Annotated in this window: 12 protein-coding genes; 6 read left to right on the forward strand and 6 right to left on the reverse strand. The window is 73.4% G+C overall.

What is annotated here, in order from left to right:
* Window positions 1–21: 21 nt before the first annotated feature.
* Window positions 22–3,513, forward strand: a complete 3,492-nt coding sequence (locus AB0B83_RS03100; RefSeq protein ID WP_357576730.1) for an SseB family protein — start codon at window positions 22–24, stop codon at window positions 3,511–3,513.
* Window positions 3,510–3,875 (forward strand): hypothetical protein, encoded by a 366-nt coding sequence (locus AB0B83_RS03105; RefSeq protein ID WP_357576731.1) that lies wholly within the window; start codon window positions 3,510–3,512, stop codon window positions 3,873–3,875. Before AB0B83_RS03100 ends, AB0B83_RS03105 begins: the two co-directional genes overlap by 4 nt.
* A 1-nt stretch (window position 3,876) precedes the next feature.
* Here the strand turns inward: AB0B83_RS03105 and AB0B83_RS03110 are convergent, their stop codons facing one another.
* The 4 genes from AB0B83_RS03110 to acs form a co-directional block, all read right to left on the reverse strand.
* Window positions 3,877–4,809: an alpha/beta hydrolase gene (locus AB0B83_RS03110; protein WP_357576732.1), complete on the reverse strand. Its 933-nt coding sequence runs from the start codon at window positions 4,807–4,809 to the stop codon at window positions 3,877–3,879.
* A 166-nt stretch (window positions 4,810–4,975) separates the two neighbouring features.
* Window positions 4,976–7,372, reverse strand: coding sequence for an immune inhibitor A domain-containing protein (locus AB0B83_RS03115; protein ID WP_357576819.1), 2,397 nt, complete (start codon window positions 7,370–7,372; stop codon window positions 4,976–4,978).
* Between the two features lie 424 nt (window positions 7,373–7,796).
* Window positions 7,797–10,589 carry an immune inhibitor A domain-containing protein gene (locus tag AB0B83_RS03120; RefSeq protein ID WP_357576733.1) on the reverse strand — a complete coding sequence of 931 codons (2,793 nt, stop codon included), beginning with the start codon at window positions 10,587–10,589 and terminating at the stop codon, window positions 7,797–7,799.
* A 266-nt stretch (window positions 10,590–10,855) separates the two neighbouring features.
* Window positions 10,856–12,820 (reverse strand): acetate--CoA ligase, encoded by a 1,965-nt coding sequence (gene acs, locus AB0B83_RS03125; protein WP_357576734.1) that lies wholly within the window; start codon window positions 12,818–12,820, stop codon window positions 10,856–10,858.
* Between the two features lie 256 nt (window positions 12,821–13,076).
* Between acs and AB0B83_RS03130 the strand changes: the two genes are divergently transcribed.
* Complete coding sequence (locus AB0B83_RS03130; RefSeq protein WP_357576735.1) at window positions 13,077–13,823, forward strand: oxidoreductase; 747 nt, start codon at window positions 13,077–13,079, stop codon at window positions 13,821–13,823.
* Window positions 13,824–13,934: 111 nt separating this feature from the next.
* Here AB0B83_RS03130 and AB0B83_RS03135 read toward each other — a convergent pair whose 3' ends face one another.
* Window positions 13,935–14,741 carry an HAD-IB family hydrolase gene (locus AB0B83_RS03135; protein WP_151454927.1) on the reverse strand — a complete coding sequence of 269 codons (807 nt, stop codon included), beginning with the start codon at window positions 14,739–14,741 and terminating at the stop codon, window positions 13,935–13,937.
* Window positions 14,742–15,313: 572 nt separating this feature from the next.
* The gene (locus AB0B83_RS03140) at window positions 15,314–15,694 is read right to left on the reverse strand and encodes a VOC family protein (RefSeq protein ID WP_357576736.1); all 381 of its coding nucleotides are present in this window, start codon (window positions 15,692–15,694) and stop codon (window positions 15,314–15,316) included.
* Window positions 15,695–15,938: 244 nt separating this feature from the next.
* Between AB0B83_RS03140 and ssd the strand changes: the two genes are divergently transcribed.
* From ssd to AB0B83_RS03155, 3 genes are read left to right on the forward strand one after another with little or no spacing between them, the layout of a single operon-like run.
* The gene (gene ssd, locus AB0B83_RS03145) at window positions 15,939–17,042 is read left to right on the forward strand and encodes a septum site-determining protein Ssd (protein ID WP_311410459.1); all 1,104 of its coding nucleotides are present in this window, start codon (window positions 15,939–15,941) and stop codon (window positions 17,040–17,042) included.
* Window positions 17,039–18,250: a TadA family conjugal transfer-associated ATPase gene (locus AB0B83_RS03150; protein WP_151453419.1), complete on the forward strand. Its 1,212-nt coding sequence runs from the start codon at window positions 17,039–17,041 to the stop codon at window positions 18,248–18,250. Before ssd ends, AB0B83_RS03150 begins: the two co-directional genes overlap by 4 nt.
* Window positions 18,247–19,647 (forward strand): hypothetical protein, encoded by a 1,401-nt coding sequence (locus tag AB0B83_RS03155; protein WP_357576737.1) that lies wholly within the window; start codon window positions 18,247–18,249, stop codon window positions 19,645–19,647. The genes AB0B83_RS03150 and AB0B83_RS03155 overlap by 4 nt, the downstream gene beginning before the upstream one ends.
* Window positions 19,648–19,691 lie beyond the last annotated feature (44 nt).

Consider the following 19,691-nt stretch of genomic DNA (forward strand, 5'->3'; position numbering starts at 1 on the left):
TTCGCGGGAGGAGGGGTGGCCGTGACCGAGTGGGAGCCGGCCACCGACGCCGAAGCGGCGATGCGTGACGCGCTACGCGCCAACGACCAACAGCTCTACTTCCGCGTCCTGGCCCGGACCGAACTGCTGCTGCCGGTCTCCGCCGAGGCGCTCGCGGGGACGGCGCCAGTGGGCTGGGGCACCTGGAGCACAGGTGGCCGTACCCACGTGCTGGCGTTCACCTCGGGAGCGGCGGTGCGCGCCTGTCTCGGCGAACACGGCGGTGCCGTCCGGCGCATCTCGTACGCCGATCTGTCCGACAGCTGGCCCAACCACGAGTGGTGGCTGGCGGTCAATCCGGGGCTGCCCATCGAGGGCTACCTGCCGGCCTGGTTCGTCGCCCAGCTCTCCCGGGGCGACGTCCGGCTGCCCGGCCGCACCATGGGTGCGCGGGCCCGGCTGGAACGCGTGGAGACGGCTGCCCGGGCGCGGGCCCAGGCCGCCGGTCAGGACACGTCGGGCGGGCCGGCGACCGGGCCGACCACCGGTGTGGCCCGGCCCGACGGCACGCTCCGGCCCGAGCCCACGGCCGCGTCGGCCACCGGCCGGATCCCCGCACCCGCCCGACCCGGCCCGGCCCACCCGCTTGTCCCGCCCACGCCCCCGGCGGACCACCTGGATGCGCGGCGTGGCGACCCGACGGCCGGCGGGCCCGCCCGGTTCGACGCCGTGGCGGCCCCCGACCGGCTCCCGCCGCCGCGCCCCGCGCCGCTCACCGAGCGCCCGAGGGGCCTGCCGACGCCCGACGCCCACCCCTCGCCGTCGACAAACGGTCGCCCGGCCGGGGAGGCCCCGGAGCGGCCGAACCGGTCGTTCTTCGAGCCGGCCTCCGGTCGCGCGGCCGCCCACCGGCAGGAGGCGCTGCGCTCGGGCGAGCGAGCGGTTCCGCCGTCCCGCCTCGCACCCGGCAGCCAGCCGTTCCCCCGCCGCCGGCCGCTCGGGGAGCCGGTACCGGGGGAGGCGACCCACCCGATCCCGAGCGCCCCGACCGGAGCGGAGCCGACCCACGCCTTCACGACGCCCGCCGGCGAGCCGACCCACGCGTTCACGGCGCCGACCGCGGAGCCGACCCACGCCTTCACGACGCCTGCCGGCGAGCCGACCCGCGCCTTCACGGCGCCGACCGCGGAGCCGACCCACGCCTTCACGACGCCTGCCGGTGAGCCGACCCACGCGTTCACGGCGCCGACCGCGGAGCCGACCCACGCCTTCACGACGCCTGCCGGTGAGCCGACCCGCGCCTTCACGGCGCCGACCGCGGAGCCGACCCACGCCTTCACGACGCCCGCCGGCGAGCCGACCCACGCGTTCACGGCGCCGACCGCGGAACCGACCCACGCCTTCACGACGCCCGGCGGGGAGCCCACCCGGGCCTTCGCGATGCCCGGCGGCGAGGCCACGCAGGTGCTGCCGCCGCGCGGACCCGGCGAGGACGCCACCCGGGACCTCCGGGGCCCCGCCCCGGATCCCGGGCCGCCACCACCGGCGTACGGCGCAGACCGACCGCAGCCGGCCGAGGACCTCACCCAGGCGCTGCCGCGCCGGCAGGCCACCCCCGAACCGGTCGGGCCGGAGCCGGTGGCGGACGCGGAACCGGTCTCCGGACCACCCGCCTCCCGACGCGGGTTCACGCCCATCGTCATCGAGGGCACCGTCATCGAGTCGCGGGACCTCACCGGGCCGCCTGCCCCCGAGCCGGCCCCGCCCGCCGAGGAGACCGTCTCGCTGTTCGAGCCGGTCCGGCGCCGCCGGGAACCGGTGACCGCCGCCACCGCCGACCCCGCACCGCCCGCGCCCGCCCACCCGTCGTCGCCGGCCGACACCGTGCGGTCCGCCGCCCCGTCGTGGTCCGGCGACGCCACCGCGTCCCTGGATCCGACGGTGTCCCTGGATCGGACGCAGCCGGTCGTGTCGTCGGGCGATGCGACGGTGTCCCTGGATCCGACGGTGTCCCTGGATCGGACGCAGCCGGTCGTGTCGTCGGGCGACGCGACCGTTTCTCTGGATCCGACGGTGTCCCTGGACCGGACGCAGCCGGTGGTGTCGTCGGGGTCGGGCGACGCCACCGTTTCTCTGGACCCGACCGTGTCTCTCGACCGGACGCAGCCGGTGGTGTCGTCGGGCGACGCGACCGTTTCTCTGGACCCGACGGTGTCCCTGGACCGGACGCAGCCGGTCGTGTCGTCGGGCGACGCGACCGTGTCCCTGGATCCGACCGTTTCCCTCGATCCCGGGCCGCCTGCCGACGCGGCGAGGCCCGGAGACGCGACCGTGTCCCTCGGATCCGGGCCGCCCGTCGACGCGTGGTCCGGGGACCCGACGGTGCCGACCAGCGTCGCCGCGCCCGCACCGGCGGCGGACGGCGCCGCCCGACAGGGGGCGGCGACCGACGCCGGCGTTCCCGACGCCGGGCCGGCGGAGGATCCCGGTCCGCCGGTCGCCGACGAGCCGGTCACCGCGCCCCTGACCGGGAGCGCGGACGTGTCGTCGGGTGCCGGTCCCGTGCCGGTCGACTTCGAGCCGGCCAACGAGGTCGAGGAGAACCTGCTCGACGCCGCAGGCGCCGGCAGCACCGACACCTTCCTGTCCACCCTGCTGCTGGCCCGCGTGCTGCTGCCGGTGGCGGCAGACTCCGCGCCGGGCAGCCGGCCCGGCGAGCCCGGCTTCGTCTGGCGTACGGAGGAACTCGACGGCGAGACGTTCGTGGTGGTGCACACCTCGCCGGAGCGGCTGGCCGACCACACCGACGCGACCGTCGAGACCATCGAGGTGAAGTTCGTCCAGTTGATCCGCCGCTGGCCGGACGAGGCCTGGTCGTTCGCGGTCAACCCGGGCACCCCCGTCGGGGCGAAGCTGCCCGGTGAGCAGATCGTCGGGCTGGCCAACTGGGCGGCGGAGGTGGGACTCGGTGACGACATCGAGACCGAGCCGCCCGCCGCCGAGGAACCGGTGAGCCGCCCCCGCTACGCCCCGCCCGCGCCCGACCCGGCGCGCCCGATCGTGATGCAGAAGGCGGTCGCCCCCAGCCAGCTCGCGTACTACCTGGAGCGGGGCTACGACCGGGTCTCCGGCTTCGTGCACCGGGCCGGCGAGCTGGCCCACCTGAACACCCCGGCGCAGCTGCACGACGCGCTCGGCCTGGGCTACCCGGATTCCCCCTTCGCCCGGGACGCCGGCGAGATCTACGTGCTGCGCTGGCCCGCGCACCGGCCGAGCCTCTACCGGATCCCGTACGGCGGGCAGAACGAGGCCGCCATGCGGGCCATGGAGGGCTGGGTCATCGAGCGCCCGCCGTTCCGGGGCAACGGGTTCGCGCCGGGCGAGAGCAGCGACGTGGTGGCCGAATTCAAGGTGGACAGCGCCCGGCTGCCGCACGGCGCGCAGCTGTGGCGGATCGGCGCGGACGGCACCGAACGGGTGGTCGCCATCCTCGACACGGACGCGCTGCGGTGGCGACAGGTCGGTGAGCAGTGATGCGCGACGGCTACGTGGCCCGCTGGAAGGGCCGGGAATACCTGGCGAGCCCGGACGGCGACGACGTCCGGCTCTACCAGCCGGAGCCGGGCGAGGGCTTCGAGGAGATCCGCCCCGGCCGCTACGTCCGGGTGCTGCCGGCCACCGAGCTCGACGACCTGGCGTACGTGCGGACCACCTGCACCTGGCAGGGACAGCCGTTCATCGTCCTCGGCGAGCACGACGGCTGGCTGCGGGTGGAGTACACGGGCGGACGCTGGCCGGTGGCCCGGGCGATGGGGCTGGAGGTCTTCGACTTCGGCGTCTACCAGGGCTGGGCGCCCGCCGCGGAGGTCGCCGACCTGCGCGAGCAGCGGGTCTGACTCAGGACTTCGCCCAGCGCAGGACCTCGCCCAGCACCAGGTCGCCGGCCTCCACGTGCGGGAAGTGCCCGATGTCGTCCAGGAGCCGCCACTCGTAGGGCGCTACCACGTACCGGCCGGAGCCCTGGGCGGTACGCGGCAGGGAGGCCTCGTCGAGCGCGCCGTGCAGCTGGAGGGTCGGCGTGATCAGCGGCTTCTGCATCAGCCGGACGAAGCGGTAGCCGTGCAGGCGGAGCACCGAGCGGAACGCCCAGCGGTAGCCCTCCAGGGCGCAGAACGCCGCCTGCGGGATGCGCATGGCCTCCCGGCACCGCTGGGCGTACGCCTCGAAGCCCGGCCCGTCGACCCAGCGTGGCCCGCCCCAGCGGCGCAGCATCTCCTCGACGGCCGCCGCGTCGTCGCGGGTCAGCACGTGCTCGTAGCGGGGCAGCTGGAACTTCAGGGTGGGCGTGGCGGCGGCGAACTGCCCGCGCGGATCGGCGAAGATCGCGGCCCGCAACCGCAGCGGGTGGGGGGCGCCGAGCACCACCAGCCGGCGGACTAGCGACGGGTGGAACGAGGCCACCGTCCACGCGATCATGCCGCCGACGCCGGTGCCGACCACGGTGGCGGAGCGCTCGCCGAGGGCCCGGATCAGACCGGCGACGTCGGCCGCGAGGGTGTAGCCGTCGTACCCCCGGGGCGGCTTGTCGCTGGCGCCGTAGCCGCGCAGGTCGACCGCGACGGCCCGGAAGCCGGCGTCGGCGACGGCCGGCAGCATCTCGTGCCAGGCCCACCAGTGCTCGGGGAAACCGTGCAGGAAGAGCACCATCGGGCCGGTGCCGGCCTCCACGACGTGGAAGCGACTGCCGTTGGCGCCGACGAACCGGTGCGTCCACGGCCCCTCGGTGAGGACGCAGGACTCGTCGACGGGCCCGCCGCGCTGCTCGGTCATGGGGACAGCCTAGGACCCCGCCGCCGGTCCGTTCCGGCGCCGACCCACGGGGTGGCCGGGACCGCTCGCCGGCCCGCCCCGCCCGGCGTCCGCAAGCGGAAAGGGCGATGCCCGGGCAGGTGACCTGCCCGGGCATCGCGTGGTGCTGGTGGTACGGGATCAGCGATCAGGAGATGCGGATCTTGGTGTTGAGGCCGTCCTTCTCCAGGACCTTGATCTTGGTGCCGGTGGCCGGGAGCTTGACGCCGTGGTTCGGCAGCTCCGGGAACCAGTACTGCTTGGTGTCGTCGAACAGCGGCTGCGCGGCCTGGCCACGGATGTACTGCGGCTGGCTGTTGAGGTGCAGCGTGAACGAGTCGGCCTTCTTCAGGCTGAACGGCGCGTCGTAGACCTGGACGCGGGACCGCCAGGGCTGGCCGGTCAGGTTGTAGATCGGCCGCGGGTGCGCGTCGATGATCAGGTTGCGACCCTCACCCGGGTGCGCGAACGTGTCGTTGTCCGCCCAGCGGGTGTTCCAGTAGGAGATCAGCAGACCCTCCTGGTACGCGTAGTGGTCCACGTAGTCCGGGCGGGTGTTCTGGTAGCCGAAGAAGTACGGGCCGGTCTTCAGGTACTTGTCGTACGAGATGTACTGCCGGGTGCCTGCGATGTAGTAGTTGTCGTAGGCCTTGGTGTAGCTCTCCTCGGCGGTCTCGAAGCCACCGGCGAGCGTCCAGCCCGCGGCACCGGTCTCGGCGCCGTCGGAGAGGACGGTCTGGCCGTCGGCCGTCACGGTGATCGCGTCACCGTAGAAGCCACCCTCGGAGACGCCGCCGTCGGTCTGGTAGCGCAGCCGGAACTGCGCGACCTTGCCCGCCGCCACGTCCATGGGGATGACGACGTCGACCCACTCGCCGTTGCTGCTGCCGTCGAGCGCGTAGCGACCGGCGGAGATCTCCTTGAGCGGCTGGCCGTTGGCCGTGCCGGGCAGGGTCACCCAGGTCTGGCCGCCGTCCAGCGACGCCTCGAAGAACAGGTAGTCGTAGTCGGCCTCGATGTTGTAGCGGCCCTTCATCGACAGCGACGCCGACGACTTCCCGGTGAAGTCCAGGGTCCGGGTCATCGTGCTGTTGAGGTCGTCCCGGTTGCCCGAGAAGAACTGCTTGGAGCCCTCGAACGGGGCGCCGTGCTCGAACGTGTACTCCCGCTGCGGGAGCACCACGACGACGCCCTGCGCCTCGTCGCTGTTGTACTCCTGCGGGCCGAGGGTCATGGTCCGCTTCTGCCCCGCGACGACCACCTCGTAGTCGAGCCAGCCGAGCTGGAGCTTGTTCCAGGCGCCGAGGTCGCCGCCCCGGTCACCGATGCCGGCGTCGTTCTTGGCGCCGAGCCGGCTCTGGGCCATCAGGGTCCAGTGCTCGTTGTTGTTGTCCCCACCACTGGTGACGTTGTAGTCGTCCGGCAGACCGAGGTCGTGCGCGTACTCGTGGTAGAAGACGCTCCGGCCACCGTTCTCGGGCTGGATGGTGTAGTCGCCGATCCAGAAGCCGGTGTTGCCGATCTGGGTGCCGCCGGCCGGGAAGTTGACCGGGCCGGTCGAGCCCTGGTCGGACGCGAAGGCGTACCAGCGGTGGCTCCAGATGGCGTCCTCGCCCTGGTACGGGTCACCGTCCGCCTCGTCGCCGCCCGAGTGGACGATCTGGAAGTGGTCGATGTAGCCGTCCGGCTCGTTGAAGTTGCCGTCCGAGTCGTGGTCGTACCGGTCCCACTGGTCCATCGCCTTGAGGTCGGCGGTGATCTGGGCGTCGGTGCGGCCGGCGGCCTTCTGGTCGGCGACCCACTGGTTGGCGGCGTCGCGGACCAGCGCCCAGGTGTTGGTGCAGACGTTGGAGGCGCACGGGTAGCCGCCGGAGCGGCCGTAGCGGGCCTCGTTGTACTTCACCTTCACCCAGTCGGTGACGGTGCCGTCCACGCTGTAGCGGCCCGAGGACTGTGCCTCGAAGTACTGCTTCACCGACTCGTCACCGGGGTTGGTGCCGAAGTAGAGCTTGCGGTAGTAGTCGGCGTTGTAGTCCGCCTGCCACACCGTGGAGTTGTCCACCGCCCGGTTGGGCTGGGGGATCTCGTTGTGCAGCGGCCCGTCGAACCGGGTCGGACCCGCGGTGTCCGGGTCGGTGTCCTGGTCCGGGTAGCTCGGGTGCCGCTCGTTGCCGAACTCGGCGAGGATGACGAAGATCCGGTCCGTCTTCTCCCGGGAGAGCTCGACGTACTGGTCCTCCGTCTGGGTGGCGGCGTTGGCCCGGGTCGAGCGGGCGTTGGCCCCCTCGGCCTGGGTCTTGCCGACCTTGACGACCGTGCTGCCGTTGACCTTCTGCGGCTTGATCCGGCCGGAGAGGACGTCGCTCAGACCCTCCTGGCGCAGGGCGCGACGCTTGTCCTCCAGCGGGTTCGGCAGGTCGTGGTCGACATGGGCTGGCTCGGCGACCGACGGAGCGGCCGTCGGCAACTTCGGCTGCGGCGCGGCGGTGGCGGACGAACCGAACGCCAGTCCTGTCGCCGTCAGCGAAAGCCCGAGCAGACCCACTGCGACTTTGCGCACGTGGTACCTCCGGTTTGAGGGAACCGGCCCAACGGGGGTACGGGCCGGTGCTACCGATCCCACTAGTGGGACCAATGGTGAACATAGACACTCGTGTGACCGGTGGGAAGATGTGTGCGTCGATTTGTTGCAAAGTTTTGTTGGGAATGCTTTTCACCGTCACATCCCGGCCGTTCACCAACACGGTGAGCAGGGCGAACGGCCCCACCTGGGGACAAAGAGACGGTTTTCGATAAGCGTGATCGCGTAACGGAAATGCGGGGCGGCGGCGGGCCCGTCGGCCGTCCCACGGGTGGTCCGTCGGGCCTTTACGACCGTCGGCGACGTGTACAGGCGGCGGGGCCCGCCCGGGGAGCACGGGTGCTCTCCGGACGGGCCCCGCCCGTTCTTCCGCTCGGCCTACCCTCGGTCAGTTCCTCGCGGGGGTGACGTACACCGTGGCGTACGAGTTGTCCCGGGCGGTGCGCTTGATGGTGATGGTCACGCCGTAGGACACCCCCTGGTCACCGGGGTTCCCGGTGCCCAGCACGATGGCGCCGCCACCCAGGGTGACCCCGTAGTAGGACGTCGCCGGCGTACCGTCCGGGTTGGTGACCCGGGTCGTGTACGGCGCGTTGCCCTTCGACGGGATGACCACGGAGGCGTCGTTGTCCCGCGCGTACGGCGAGCCGTCACGCATCTCGATGCCCGGGTACCAGGTCTTCGCGTCGGTGAAGCCCTTCACCGGCGCCTGCGGACCGAAGCTCGTGCAGTACTCGCTGTACGGCTCGTCCGCCGCCTCCAGGCACTCCTTGAACGGGTACGTGGGCTTCAGCGAGAAGGCCGCGTTCGCGGACTGCGGGCGGCTGGGCAGGTTGTCCAGCACCGACGGGTCCTTCACGGCCGCCTCGCCCGTGCGGCGGTACGGGTCGAAGTGCGAGTCGACGATCAGCAGACCGCCCTTGGCGCCGTAGCTGGGCAGCGCGGTCATCTGCGCCGTGGTGTGGTTGACGTCGCCCCGCTCCGTGTCCCGGTACCAGACCAGCATGCCCGGGGCGTTGTAGGAGACCCGGTCGACCTTCCACGCGTCGCGCGAGTAGATCGTGTCGTAGGTGTACTTGAGGCCCTTGTCGAAGCCGGCGAAGTTGCGCCACTCGGCCAGGTAGTAGTGCGCCTGGGTCGAGGTGCCGGTGTCGATGTGCCAGCCCTGGCCGGTGGTGTCGACGAAGCTGCCGCCCGTCGCCGTCCAGCCGTTGGCCCCGCCCTCGACGTCGTCGCTCCACGTGGTGGCGCCGCCGCCGGTCACCGAGAAGTCGTCGGCGAACCAGCCGCGCTCCGCGAACGCCTCGTCCGTGGCGTAGCGGAGCCGGACCTGCACGGTCTGCCCGGCGTACGCCGACAGGTCGACGTAGTCGTGCCGCCAGCCGTGCGTGTCACCGGTCAGGCCGTACTTCTTGTTGCCGAAGTCCACCATCCGACCGTTCGGGTCGGCGTAGCCGTCGTTCGTGGTGACGAGGTTGCCGGCCGCGTCGTAGACCTTCTGCTCGGTCCAGGTGGCGCCGCCGTCGGTGGAGAGCTCGACGAAACCGAAGTCCCAGTCGGCCTCGATGACGAAGTTGTTCCACATCCAGAACTTCGCGTCGGCCGCCGCCGGCACGGCCACCTGGCGGCTGATCTTGACGTCCGCCCAGTCCTGGTCGGCGCCCGAGTACCACATGTTCGCGCCGCTGTGCGGCGTCGCCAGCGTGATCACCTTGTCCGGCAGGTCGACCTTGATGCCGTCCTCGGTGCCGCGCGGGGTCCGCGAGGTCTGGCCGAGCTGGACGGCACGCGGGTTCGAGCCGGGCGCGAGAGTCAGCGGGTCGGCCCAGCCGAGCACCCACTTGTCCCACAGGCCCATGTGCGTCGGCAGCGCCTGGAAGATCTCGCCCGAGTGCGAGCCCGAGGCCATCAGGTCCCAGAAGTCGACGTCGGAGTCGGCGTTGCCGGAGGTGTCGTAGAGGTCCGGCAGGCCCAGGTCGTGGCCGAACTCGTGGGCGAAGACGCCGACGCCGGCGTCCTCCGGCTGCACGATGTAGTTCGAGACCTGGAGGTTGGTGCCGGGGATGGTGTAGCCGCCGGTCACCGTCGACGAGTGCGCCCAGACGGCGTACGTACCCTCGGCACCGCCGCCGCGGGACTTGCCCTGCCCGGCGTGCACCAGCACCAGGTGGTCGATCACGCCGTCCGGCTCGAAGAGGTTGCCGTCACCGTCGCGGTCGCCCTGGTCCTCGATGTCGTAGTCGGCCCACGGGAAGTTCGGGTCCGCCTGCGCGAGGGCGCCGATCGCGTCGGTGGCGAGCCGGCCCGCGCCCTGCGGGTTGTCCGGGTGGCCGTTCATCGACTGCTGGCGGCCGGGGACCCAGTTGCCGTTCTCGTCCTGGAAGCAGCGCGAGGCCGCGTACCAGCCCTCGGAGTGCGGCACGGTGATCCACGGGCTGGCCTGCCCGTCGACCGTGTACGCGCCCTTGGACATCTCCAGGTACATGTTGTGCATCGTGCGGCCGGTCAGGTCGATGCCCTGCCTGCCGTCGGGGCCCTTCAGGTCCTTGCGGACCCGCTCGGTGATGCCCTTCTTGGAATAGAGCATCTTGTCGTAGTGGGTGGGCGAGAAGTCCGGCACCCACATCGAGTTGTTGTCCTCGTGGGGCAGGTTCGCCGGGTTCGGGATCTTGTTGTGCTTCGGCCCGTTCTGCACGGTGCCGGGGACGCAGGTCCGGTCCTCGAAGACCGTCCTGGGGACCATGACGCCGGTGAAGTCGTCGTTGGCCTGGTCGTTGAACTCCACCAGCAGGGTCAGCAGCTTGGCGGTCTGGGTGCTCGGGGCCTTCTTGATCTGGCGCGGGCTCTTGCCCGTCATGATCGACTTGGCCTCGTGCCTCGCGAGCTGCCCGGCGGCGACCGGGTTGCCGCGGGCGTACTTGCGGTCGTAGGCGCGCGCCTCTTCGACCGCCGGGGCGTAGACGCCGCCCTTGCCCTTGACCTCGCGGCCGCTGCTGTCCGGCTGGACGGCGGGCTCGGCGTAGTTGATGTAGTGCTCGTCCGCCCCGATCGTGGCTCGGGCGGGGCCGGGCTCCGCCGCCGCCGCGCCACCGGTCACGGTCAGTGACGAGGCGGCGAGGGCGATGGCGGGCAGCGCGACGAGCAGGCGTCGACGCGACCCGGATTGCGGATTTCTGTTCATGCCGCTCCGTTTCTCGGGCATGGGGAGGAGGGAGCCGGTCGGTCTCCATCGATGCGACATCCATCGAACCGACCCGACGAGCGTGAACCTAGAACAGAAAACAGGGGAACGACAGGGGTCGACCTCTCCCTGTGACCGTTCAGCTTCACTCGGCTCACCCGACCGACCGATGTGACAGCGCGCATCCGGCCGGTCGCACACCCGTAAGAAACGACGATGGGTGACGGTCCGCGAGGGACCGCCACCCATCGGGGCGTACGCCTGCGTCAGTCCTCGTCGGACTTGCCGCCGCCCATGCCGGACGAGATCAGGTCCATCACGGACGAGTCCTGGAGCGTGGTGACGTCGCCGAGCGAACGGTTCTCCGCCACGTCGCGCAGCAGCCGGCGCATGATCTTGCCGGAGCGGGTCTTCGGCAGCTCCGGCACCAGCATGATCTGCCGGGGCTTGGCGATCGGGCCGAGCGTCTTCGCCACGTGGTTGCGCAGCTCGGCGATGAGCTTCTCGCCGGCCTCGCCCGCCGTGTCCGTGGTGCCGCGCGGGATGGCGAACGCGACGATGGCCTGCCCGGTGGTCGGGTCGGTCGCGCCGACCACCGCCGCCTCGGCCACCGACGGGTGGGAGACCAGCGCCGACTCCACCTCCGTGGTGGAGATGTTGTGCCCGGACACCAGCATCACGTCGTCGACGCGGCCCAGCAGCCAGATGTGCCCGTCGTCGTCCTTCTTCGCCCCGTCCCCGGCGAAGTACATGCCCTCGAAGCGCGACCAGTACGTCTCGATGAACCGGTCGTCGTCGCCCCAGATGGTGCGCAGCATCGACGGCCACGGCTCGCGCAGCACCAGGTAGCCACCGCCGCCGTTCGGCACCGACTGGCCCTGGTCGTCGACCACGTCGGCGACGATCCCGGGCAGCGGCGTCATCGCGGAGCCGGGCTTGGTCGCCGTCACGCCCGGCAGCGGCGAGATCATGATCGCCCCGGTCTCGGTCTGCCACCAGGTGTCCACGATTGGCAGCTCACCCCCGCCGACGTGCTGCCGGTACCACATCCACGCCTCGGGGTTGATCGGCTCACCCACGCTGCCCAGCAGGCGCAGCGAGGACAGGTCGTAACCGGCCGGGATGTCCTCGCCCCACTTCATCATCGTGCGGATGAGCGTCGGGGCGGTGTAGAGGATGCTGACCTTGTACTTGTCGACGATCTCCCAGAACCGGCCCTTGTGCGGGGTGTCCGGGGTGCCCTCGTACATGACCTGGGTGGCGCCGTTGGAGAGCGGGCCGTAGACGATGTAGGAGTGCCCCGTCACCCAGCCGATGTCGGCGGTGCACCAGTAGACGTCGGTCTCCGGCTTCAGGTCGAAGACCGCGTGCTGCGTGTACGACGTCTGGGTCAGGTAGCCGCCGGTGGTGTGCAGGATGCCCTTCGGGCGGGCCGTGGTGCCGCTGGTGTAGAGGATGAACAGCGGGTGCTCGGCGTCGAACGGCTGCGCGGCGTGCTCCGCCGGGGCGGTCTCCACCGTCTCGTGCCACCAGCGGTCCCTGCCCGACCAGGCCACCTCCTCGCCGGTGCGGCGCACCACCAGCACGTGCTCGACCGACGGGCAGTTCGCCACCGCCTCGTCCACCGTCGGCTTCAGCGCCGACGGCTTGCCCCGGCGGTAGCCGCCGTCGGCGGTGATCACCACCTTCGCGCTGGCGTCCTGGATTCGGTTGGTCAGCGCGTCGGCCGAGAAGCCGCCGAAGACCACGCTGTGCGTGGCGCCGATCCGGGCGCAGGCCAGCATCGCGACCGCCGCCTCCGGCACCATCGGCAGGTAGATCGCCACCCGGTCGCCGGCGGTGACGCCCAGCTCGGTGAGCGCGTTCGCCGCCTGACAGGTCAGCCGGTGCAGGTCCGCGTACGTGATGGTCCGGGTGTCGCCCGGCTCGCCCTCCCAGTGGATGGCGACCTTGTCGCCCAGCCCGGCCTCGACGTGCCGGTCCAGGCAGTTGTACGCCACGTTGAGCTGCCCGCCGACGAACCACTTCGCGAACGGCGGCTTCGACCAGTCGAGCACCTGGTCCCACTGCCGCGCCCAGGTCAGCCGCCCGGCCTGCCGCTCCCAGAACGCCAACCGGTCGGCGTCCGCGTCCGCGTACGCGTCGGCGGTGACGTTGGCGTTCGCGGCGAGTTCGGCTGGCGGGGGGAACTGGCGCGTCTCGTTCAGCAGATTGGCCAATGCCTCGCTCATGCCGTACTCCCTCGTCGCTCGGGTGACCTGCGTCTCTCTAGGGCACGAGGTTAGTCGGGGCGGCCGGCACGGGCGACCGCCGGTCCGGCCGACACGCGCCGAGCGGCCCCCACCGCGCGCCGGACGGCGACGCGGGCCGCCGCCTCGGCGCCATTTGTCCGGGCAGGCTCGCCGGCCGGACGCTCGCGGGGGTGGCACCTGTCGCTTCCGGGCGGCTCGTCGGCGGGGCGCGCCGGGCAGTCGATAGCGTGACGGGGTGACCGCTGACCCGCTCGCCCCGCTGCTCGCGCTCGCCGACGTCGCCCCCGCCGTGGAGCGGGCCCGCGAGCGGTTCGACCAGGCCCTGGGGCACCGCGCGCTGCGCCGGCACGGCGGCCAGGTCGCGGCCGAGGTCAGCCTCCGGTCCGCGGTGGCCAGCGCCGCCCTGGAGGGGTACGCCCGCGAGCGCGAGGCGGTCCGCGCCGGGACGGTGACCGAGCCGGTGGTGCAGGGCGCGCTGCGGGTCGCCGGGGCGCTGCCCGGGCTGTCCGAGCTCTGGCCGAAGGCACCCCGGCAGGCGCTGGCCAGGCTGCACGTGCTCGCCGCCCGCGACGTCGTCGGTGAGGCCGAGCTGGGCCGTCCGGTGGCCGACCCGGTCGTCGCCGCCCGGCTGGACGGGCTGGCCGGGCTCGTCGCCGGCGGCACGAAGGTCTCGCCGCTGGTGCTGGCCGCCGTCGTGCACGGCGAGCTGCTGAACCTGCGCCCCTTCGCCGGGCCGTCCGGGGTGGTGGCCCGGGGCGCCGCCCGGCTGGTGCTGCTGTCCAGCGGGCTGGACCCGCGCGGCCTGCTCGCCGTTGACGTCGGCCACCACGAGCGCGAACCGGAGTACGTCGGCTCGGCCGGCGCCTTCGCCACCGGCACCCCGGACGGGCTGCGCTCCTGGCTGCGCCACTACATGGCGGCGGTGGAGGTCGGCGCGGACCAGCTCACCACCATCGGCGACGAGGTCCTCGCGGCGTCCTGAGCTGGCCGGCACCGGCCCCTCCACGGGTTGCGCGCGGTCGCCGGGCCGAGCGGGTGCCGGCCGCGTGGCTCAGGCGGGTGCGGTGCGGGTGCGGCTCGCGGGCGGGTGGGCTCAGGCGGGTGCGGGAGCGGTGCGGGTGCGGCGGTGCCGGCCGTACCAGGCGATGCCGATGGCCACGCCGACGCCCACGCCCAGCGCCGCGGCGGCGACCGGGACGGCCGGGCGCTCGCGCAGCCGCCGCCCCAGCGGGATCGGATGCCGGAACTCGAGTACCGGCCAGGAGTTCTCGACCGCGAGCCGGCGCAGCTGCCGGTCCGGGTTTACCACCGAGGGATGGCCGACGCACTCCAGCAGCGGCCGATCGCTGTACGAGTCGGAGTAGGCGTACGAGTCGGCCAGGTCGTAGCCGCGCTCGGCGGCCAGCTCGCCGACGGCGTCGACCTTGCTCGATCCGGCCGCGTAGAACTCGACCTCGCCGCTGTAGCGGCCGTCGACCACACCCATCCGGGTGGCGATCACGTCGGTGATCCCGAGCAGCACGCCGATCGGGCGGACCATCTCCTCGCCGGAGGCGGAGACCAGGACGACGTCCCGGCCGGCGGCCTGGTGCTGCTCGATCAGGGCGGCGGCCTCGGCGTACACGTAAGGGTTGATCAGCTCGTGCAGCGTCTCCGCGACGATCTGGCGGACCTGTTCCACCTGCCAGCCCTTGCAGAGCGCGGCGAGGTAGTCCCTGGTCCTGGCCATGGTCTGCGCGTCGGTGCCGCCCAGCCGGAACATCAGCTGGGCGTACGCCGACTTGACCACGTCACGCCGGGTGATCAGGCCGTCCCGGTAGAACGGCCGACCGAACGCCAGGGCGCTCGACTTGGCGATGACGGTCTTGTCCAGATCGAAGAAAGCGGCACTTCGGCCCACGGCGCGAAAGTCTAGCCGGATGGTCTATGGTCGGCGGGTGCCCGGGGCCCGGCGACCCCTCGGACCTGCGGGCCGACCCTCCGCCACCCTCGCTCATCGTGATGATGGTCACACTCTGCGAACATTATTTCGCACGGAGTGGAGGAGACACCACTCGACGTATACAGGTCCGCTCAGGCAGACTTGCTGATGCGACGAGTGTTCACATCTCGTACGACAGGCAGACCCTCGGCGGTTGCACCCCCCGTGACCGCTGAGTGGGTTCGGCTCGACCCCCCCGGAGCCGAACCTTCGACGACCCCCGTCTCCCCCCGACGGGGGTCGTCCCTTTCCGGCGGGAGCGCTTCTACGCAGGTCACAGGCCGTCTCCACCACCGCTGAGTCCACTTGTCCGAGGGCCAGGTTAGGGCCGGAGGCGACGAAGCCGCCGGCGGTGCCGTGGGTTGGGCAGTGGAGCCATCCGGGACGTGCTCATAACGATTGAGTGTCGTTGACGTCGATTCGTCGCCTGCTGCCGTGACGGCCGGCCGAGCGGGCTCGCCCGGTTGCCTCTCGGCGTGCCGGCACGGGCGTCACGGCCAGGTTCTGGCTTCGGCGTCGAAGACCTCCGGCCGGCTCTCCACCGGCAGCACGCAGACCAGATGTCCACCGGGTACGCGCAGCACCTGGCACTCCTGCCACCGCGTGACCCGCGTGGCACCGAGGGCGACCAGGCGAGCCGTCTCGGCCTCGACGTCGTCGGTCTCGAAGTCGAGGTGGAATCGGGGCTCGTCGTCGACCTCCTGCACGGCGGTGACCAGCCCGGGCAGGGCGTCGTGCAGGCCGATGAACTGCGGATACGACGGGTCGGGCTCGGCTGGGACGCCCAGGGCCCCCGACCAGAAGGCCGCCGCCCGGGCCGCCTCCGCACGAGGGGTGTCGATCAGGATGGCGTACACACGACTGCGATGCATGCAGCGCAGGCTATCGATTTGTACGGCCCGTCGGGTGCCCGCGCCGCCCCGGCGGTAGGCGGAGTGTTTCGGGAGCTGGAAGGCGCTGTGACCCGTCAGGGGCCATAGCAGATCGACTCGCCCGGCGGGCGTTGTCCACAGGGCGCGCGGTTGTCCACAGGCTGTGGGGACGGGGCGGCGTTCGGGGTGGCGTCGGAGCAGGGTCTCGGGTCAGCAACCCCGAGCCCGACCGCTGGAGGCCGCGATGCCACCCCGTACCTCCGTCCCGCCGCACCGGCCCCGGCCGCTGCTCGTCACCTCGGACGGCGACCTGCTCGACGACCTGCTGCGGCTCGCCGCGGCGGGCGGAGTCGAGGTGGAACTCGCCGCCGACCCCGCCGCGGCCCGCACCCGCTGGCTGCCGGCCCCGCTCGTGCTGGTCGGCGCCGACCAGGCCCAGCCCTGCCTGCGGGCGCGGCTGCCGCAGCGGCCACGGATGGTGCTGGTCGGGCGGTCCGGGGAGCTTGATCCCGGCTGGCAGGTCGCTGAGCTGATCGGCGCGGAGCACGTGGCGACGCTGCCCGCCGCCGAGCCCTGGCTGGTCGACCGGTTCGCCGAGTGCGGGCCGGAGGGCGTCGAGCGTGGCGGCGCCCGGATTGTCGCGGTCCTGGGCGGGCGGGGCGGCGCCGGGGCGAGCATCCTGGCGGGCGGGCTCGCCGTCACGGGCGCCCGGGCCCGGCTGCGCACCCTGCTCGTCGACGCCGACCCGCTCGGCGGCGGGCTCGATCTGGTGCTCGGCTGGGAGCAGTTGGAAGGGCTGCGCTGGCCGGCGTTGACCGGCGCCGACGGCCGGGTGGACGCGCCGGCGCTGGTACGGGCCCTGCCGAGCCGGGGCGACCTGGTGGTGCTCTCCTGGGACCGGGGCGACCTGCTCGCCCTTCCCGCCCAGGCGATGGCGGCGACCGTCGACGCCGCCCGGCGGGGTCGGGACCTCGTGGTGGTCGATCTGCCCCGGCAGTTGGACGACGCGGCCGTGACCGCGCTGCAGGCGGCGGACCAGGTCTACGTGGTGGTCCCGGCCGAGCTGCGGGCCACCGCCGCGGCGGCCCGGGTGGTGGCCGCCGCCGCCCCACACTGCACCGCGATGTCGGTGATCGTGCGCGGTCCGGCACCGGGCCGCCTGGGAGCGGCGGAGGTGGCCCGGGCGCTCGGGCTGCCGCTGGCCGGCACGCTGCGCCCGGAACCGGCGCTGGCTCGCGGGTTGGAGCGGGGCGAGGCGCCGGCCGCGCACGGCCGAGGCCCGCTGGCGGCGCTCTGCCAGCGGATCGTCGCCGAACTGACCGGCGCGCCGGCGGCGGGTGCGGCATGACCGGGCCGTCCGAGGGCGACACCCTCGCCGCGCGGGTGCGACAGCGCATGGCCGCTGCGGCGACGCCGGTCACCGCCGCCGCGATCGTTTCTGCCGTACGGGCGGAGCCCACCGCCGCCGTCCTCGGCGACACCGCCGTGCTGCGGATGGCCGACCAGGTGCACGACGATCTGGTGGGAGCCGGTCCGCTCGCCCCGTTGCTGGCCGATCCGGAGGTCACCGACGTGCTGGTCAACGGCGTCCGGGTCTGGGTCGACCGGGGGCGGGGCCTGCACCAGGTCGCGGTGCCGATCGGCACGGTGGACGACGTACGCCGGCTCGCGCAGCGGCTCGCCGCCAGCGCCGGTCGGCGGCTCGACGACGGCTCCCCGTACGCGGACGCCCGGCTTCCCGACGGCACCCGCCTGCACGCCGTGCTGCCGCCGGTGGCGACCGACGGGCCCTACCTGTCCCTGCGGACCTTCCGGCAGCGGCCCTTCACCCTCGACGAGTTGGTGAGCCGGGGGACGGTGCCCCGACCGGTGGCGCCGGTGCTCTCCGCCGTGGTGGCGGCCCGGCTGGCGTACCTGGTGACCGGTGGCACCGGCTCCGGCAAGACGACGCTGCTGAACACGCTGCTCGGGCTGGTCCCCGCCACCGAACGGATCGTGCTGGTGGAGGACGCGGCCGAGCTGCATCCCCGGCACCCGCACGTCGTCGGGTTGCAGGCGAGGACGGCCAACGTGGAGGGCTCCGGCGCGGTCGGTCTGACCGACCTCGTCCGGCAGGCCCTGCGGATGCGGCCCGACCGACTGGTGGTCGGCGAGTGCCGGGGCGGGGAGGTGGTCGACCTGCTCGCCGCCCTGAACACCGGCCACGACGGCGGAGCCGGCACCCTGCACGCCAACGCCCCGTCGGACGTGCCGGCGCGGCTGGAGGCCCTCGGGATGCTCGGCGGGCTGCCCCGTCCCGCGCTCCACGCCCAGGTGGCCGCCGCACTCCAGGTACTGCTCCAGGTGCGCCGGAACACCGAGGGGCGCGTACTGGAATCGGTCTGCCTGCTCCTGCCGGAGGGCCCGGACAGGCTGGTCACGGCAGTTCCCGCCTGGGTACGCGGGCGAGGGCCGGACCGCGCCGCCCGGGCGCTCGCCGATCTGCTGCGGGAGCGGGCCGTACCGGTTCCGCCGGTCCTGACCGAGCCGTGGCCCGGATCGGCGGGTCCGAGGTGACCGCCCCGTACGCGCTGGTGGCGCTGCTCTCGGTCCTGGTGGCGGCGGTGCTGGTGGCCGGGGTGGTGCGTGGTGGCCGGATCCGGCGGGGGGTGCTGGCCGCCGGCGTCGGCGGGAGCGCGCGTGCCGGCGGGGAGGACCCGCTCGTCGCATGGGTCACCGAGCTGCGCCAGACACCCGGTCGGGACGTGGACGGTGCGGCGGCGCGCGGCGGCGAGGGGGTTCCTCGCCCGCAGACCGTCGGTCGTCGCGACCCGCGCGACGAGTCCCGGGTTCGCCGCCGGCCGCCGCCGGCAGGCCCGGACGTCCCGGCCAGCGGCACCCCCGGAAGTGGGCGCGAGCTGGAGGCCCCGGCCACCGACCTTGACCTGCGCCTTGACGACCATCCGACCGCCGAGACGTTCGGCGGGGATCGGTGGGCGTCGCGGGACGTGGCCGACCGGTCGCCCTGGCCCTGGACGGCCGGAGACGACCGTGACGCTGGGCGAGGCGGGGACGGCGATCCTCGGCTGACGCGACCCATGGGCCCGACCCGACCCGAGCGCCACCTCGCCTACCGGGACGCGCCGCGCGGTGGCGGAGACCCCGGTCGGGCCCGGCCACCCGGTCGGCGGGACGCCCGGCGACCCGGCGGCACGCCCGCGCCGGCGGCTACCCCGCCGCGCCGGCCCGGCGCGGTGACCGATCCGCCCGGCGAGGGCCGGCGACCAGGGTGGCTCCGGCCGGACGCGCTGGCGGCGTCCCCCAGGCGCACCCTGCTGCTCGCCGCGTCGGCCGGCGCCGGAGCCGGGCTGCTGCTGGCCGGTCCGGTCGCGGCGGTGGCCGTCGGCGCCTACGGCACGCTGGCCGCTCGCGCGCTGCTCCGACGCAAGGACGGCCGGAACGCCGTCCGGGCCCGGCGGCACCGGCTGGACCAGCTCTGCGGGCTGGCCGCGGACCTCCGGGCCGGCCTGCCGGTACCGGTCGCCGCCGAGCGGCTCACCCCGGGCCCGGCGGGGACCGATCGCGGATCCCCGGGCGGCGACGCGGCGGCCCGCGACGAGCGGGGCGGGGCACGACGCCTGGATCGACTGGCCTGCGCGGCCGTACGCCTCGCCGACCAGACGGGCGCGCCGCTGGCGGAGCTGCTGGAGCGGATCGAGGCGGACGCCCGCTCGGCCGATCGTGGACTGGCTGCGGCGGAGGCCCAGGCGGCCGGGGCACGGGCCACCGCTCTGCTGCTCGCCGCCCTGCCGCTCGGCGGCATCGGGCTCGGCTACGGCATCGGCGTCGATCCGGTGGCGGTGCTGCTGCACACCCCCGTCGGTGGTACGTGCGCGGTCGTCGCCATCGCGCTCCAGGTCGCGGGACTGTTCTGGGCCGAGCGGCTCGGCGCGTCGCCGGGACGGGTGAGCTGATGCCCCGGATGGCGCTGGCAGCGGGCTTCGTGGCGGCGGCGATC

Origin of the sequence: Micromonospora sp. NPDC049060 (genome assembly GCF_040649055.1) — a bacterium.
GTDB classification, from domain to species: Bacteria; Actinomycetota; Actinomycetes; order Mycobacteriales; family Micromonosporaceae; genus Micromonospora; species Micromonospora reichwaldensis.

Excerpts from the sequence above, each read along its gene's own strand:
- AB0B83_RS03120 (WP_357576733.1), bottom strand. The coding sequence starts at position 10,589 with ATGAACAGAAATCCGCAATCCGGGTCGCGTCGACGCCTGCTCGTCGCG.
- ssd (WP_311410459.1), top strand. The coding sequence starts at position 15,939 with ATGCCACCCCGTACCTCCGTCCCGCCGCACCGGCCCCGGCCGCTGCTC.
- acs (WP_357576734.1), bottom strand. The coding sequence starts at position 12,820 with ATGAGCGAGGCATTGGCCAATCTGCTGAACGAGACGCGCCAGTTCCCC.
- AB0B83_RS03110 (WP_357576732.1), bottom strand. The coding sequence starts at position 4,809 with ATGACCGAGCAGCGCGGCGGGCCCGTCGACGAGTCCTGCGTCCTCACC.
- AB0B83_RS03150 (WP_151453419.1), top strand. The coding sequence starts at position 17,039 with ATGACCGGGCCGTCCGAGGGCGACACCCTCGCCGCGCGGGTGCGACAG.
- AB0B83_RS03140 (WP_357576736.1), bottom strand. The coding sequence starts at position 15,694 with ATGCATCGCAGTCGTGTGTACGCCATCCTGATCGACACCCCTCGTGCG.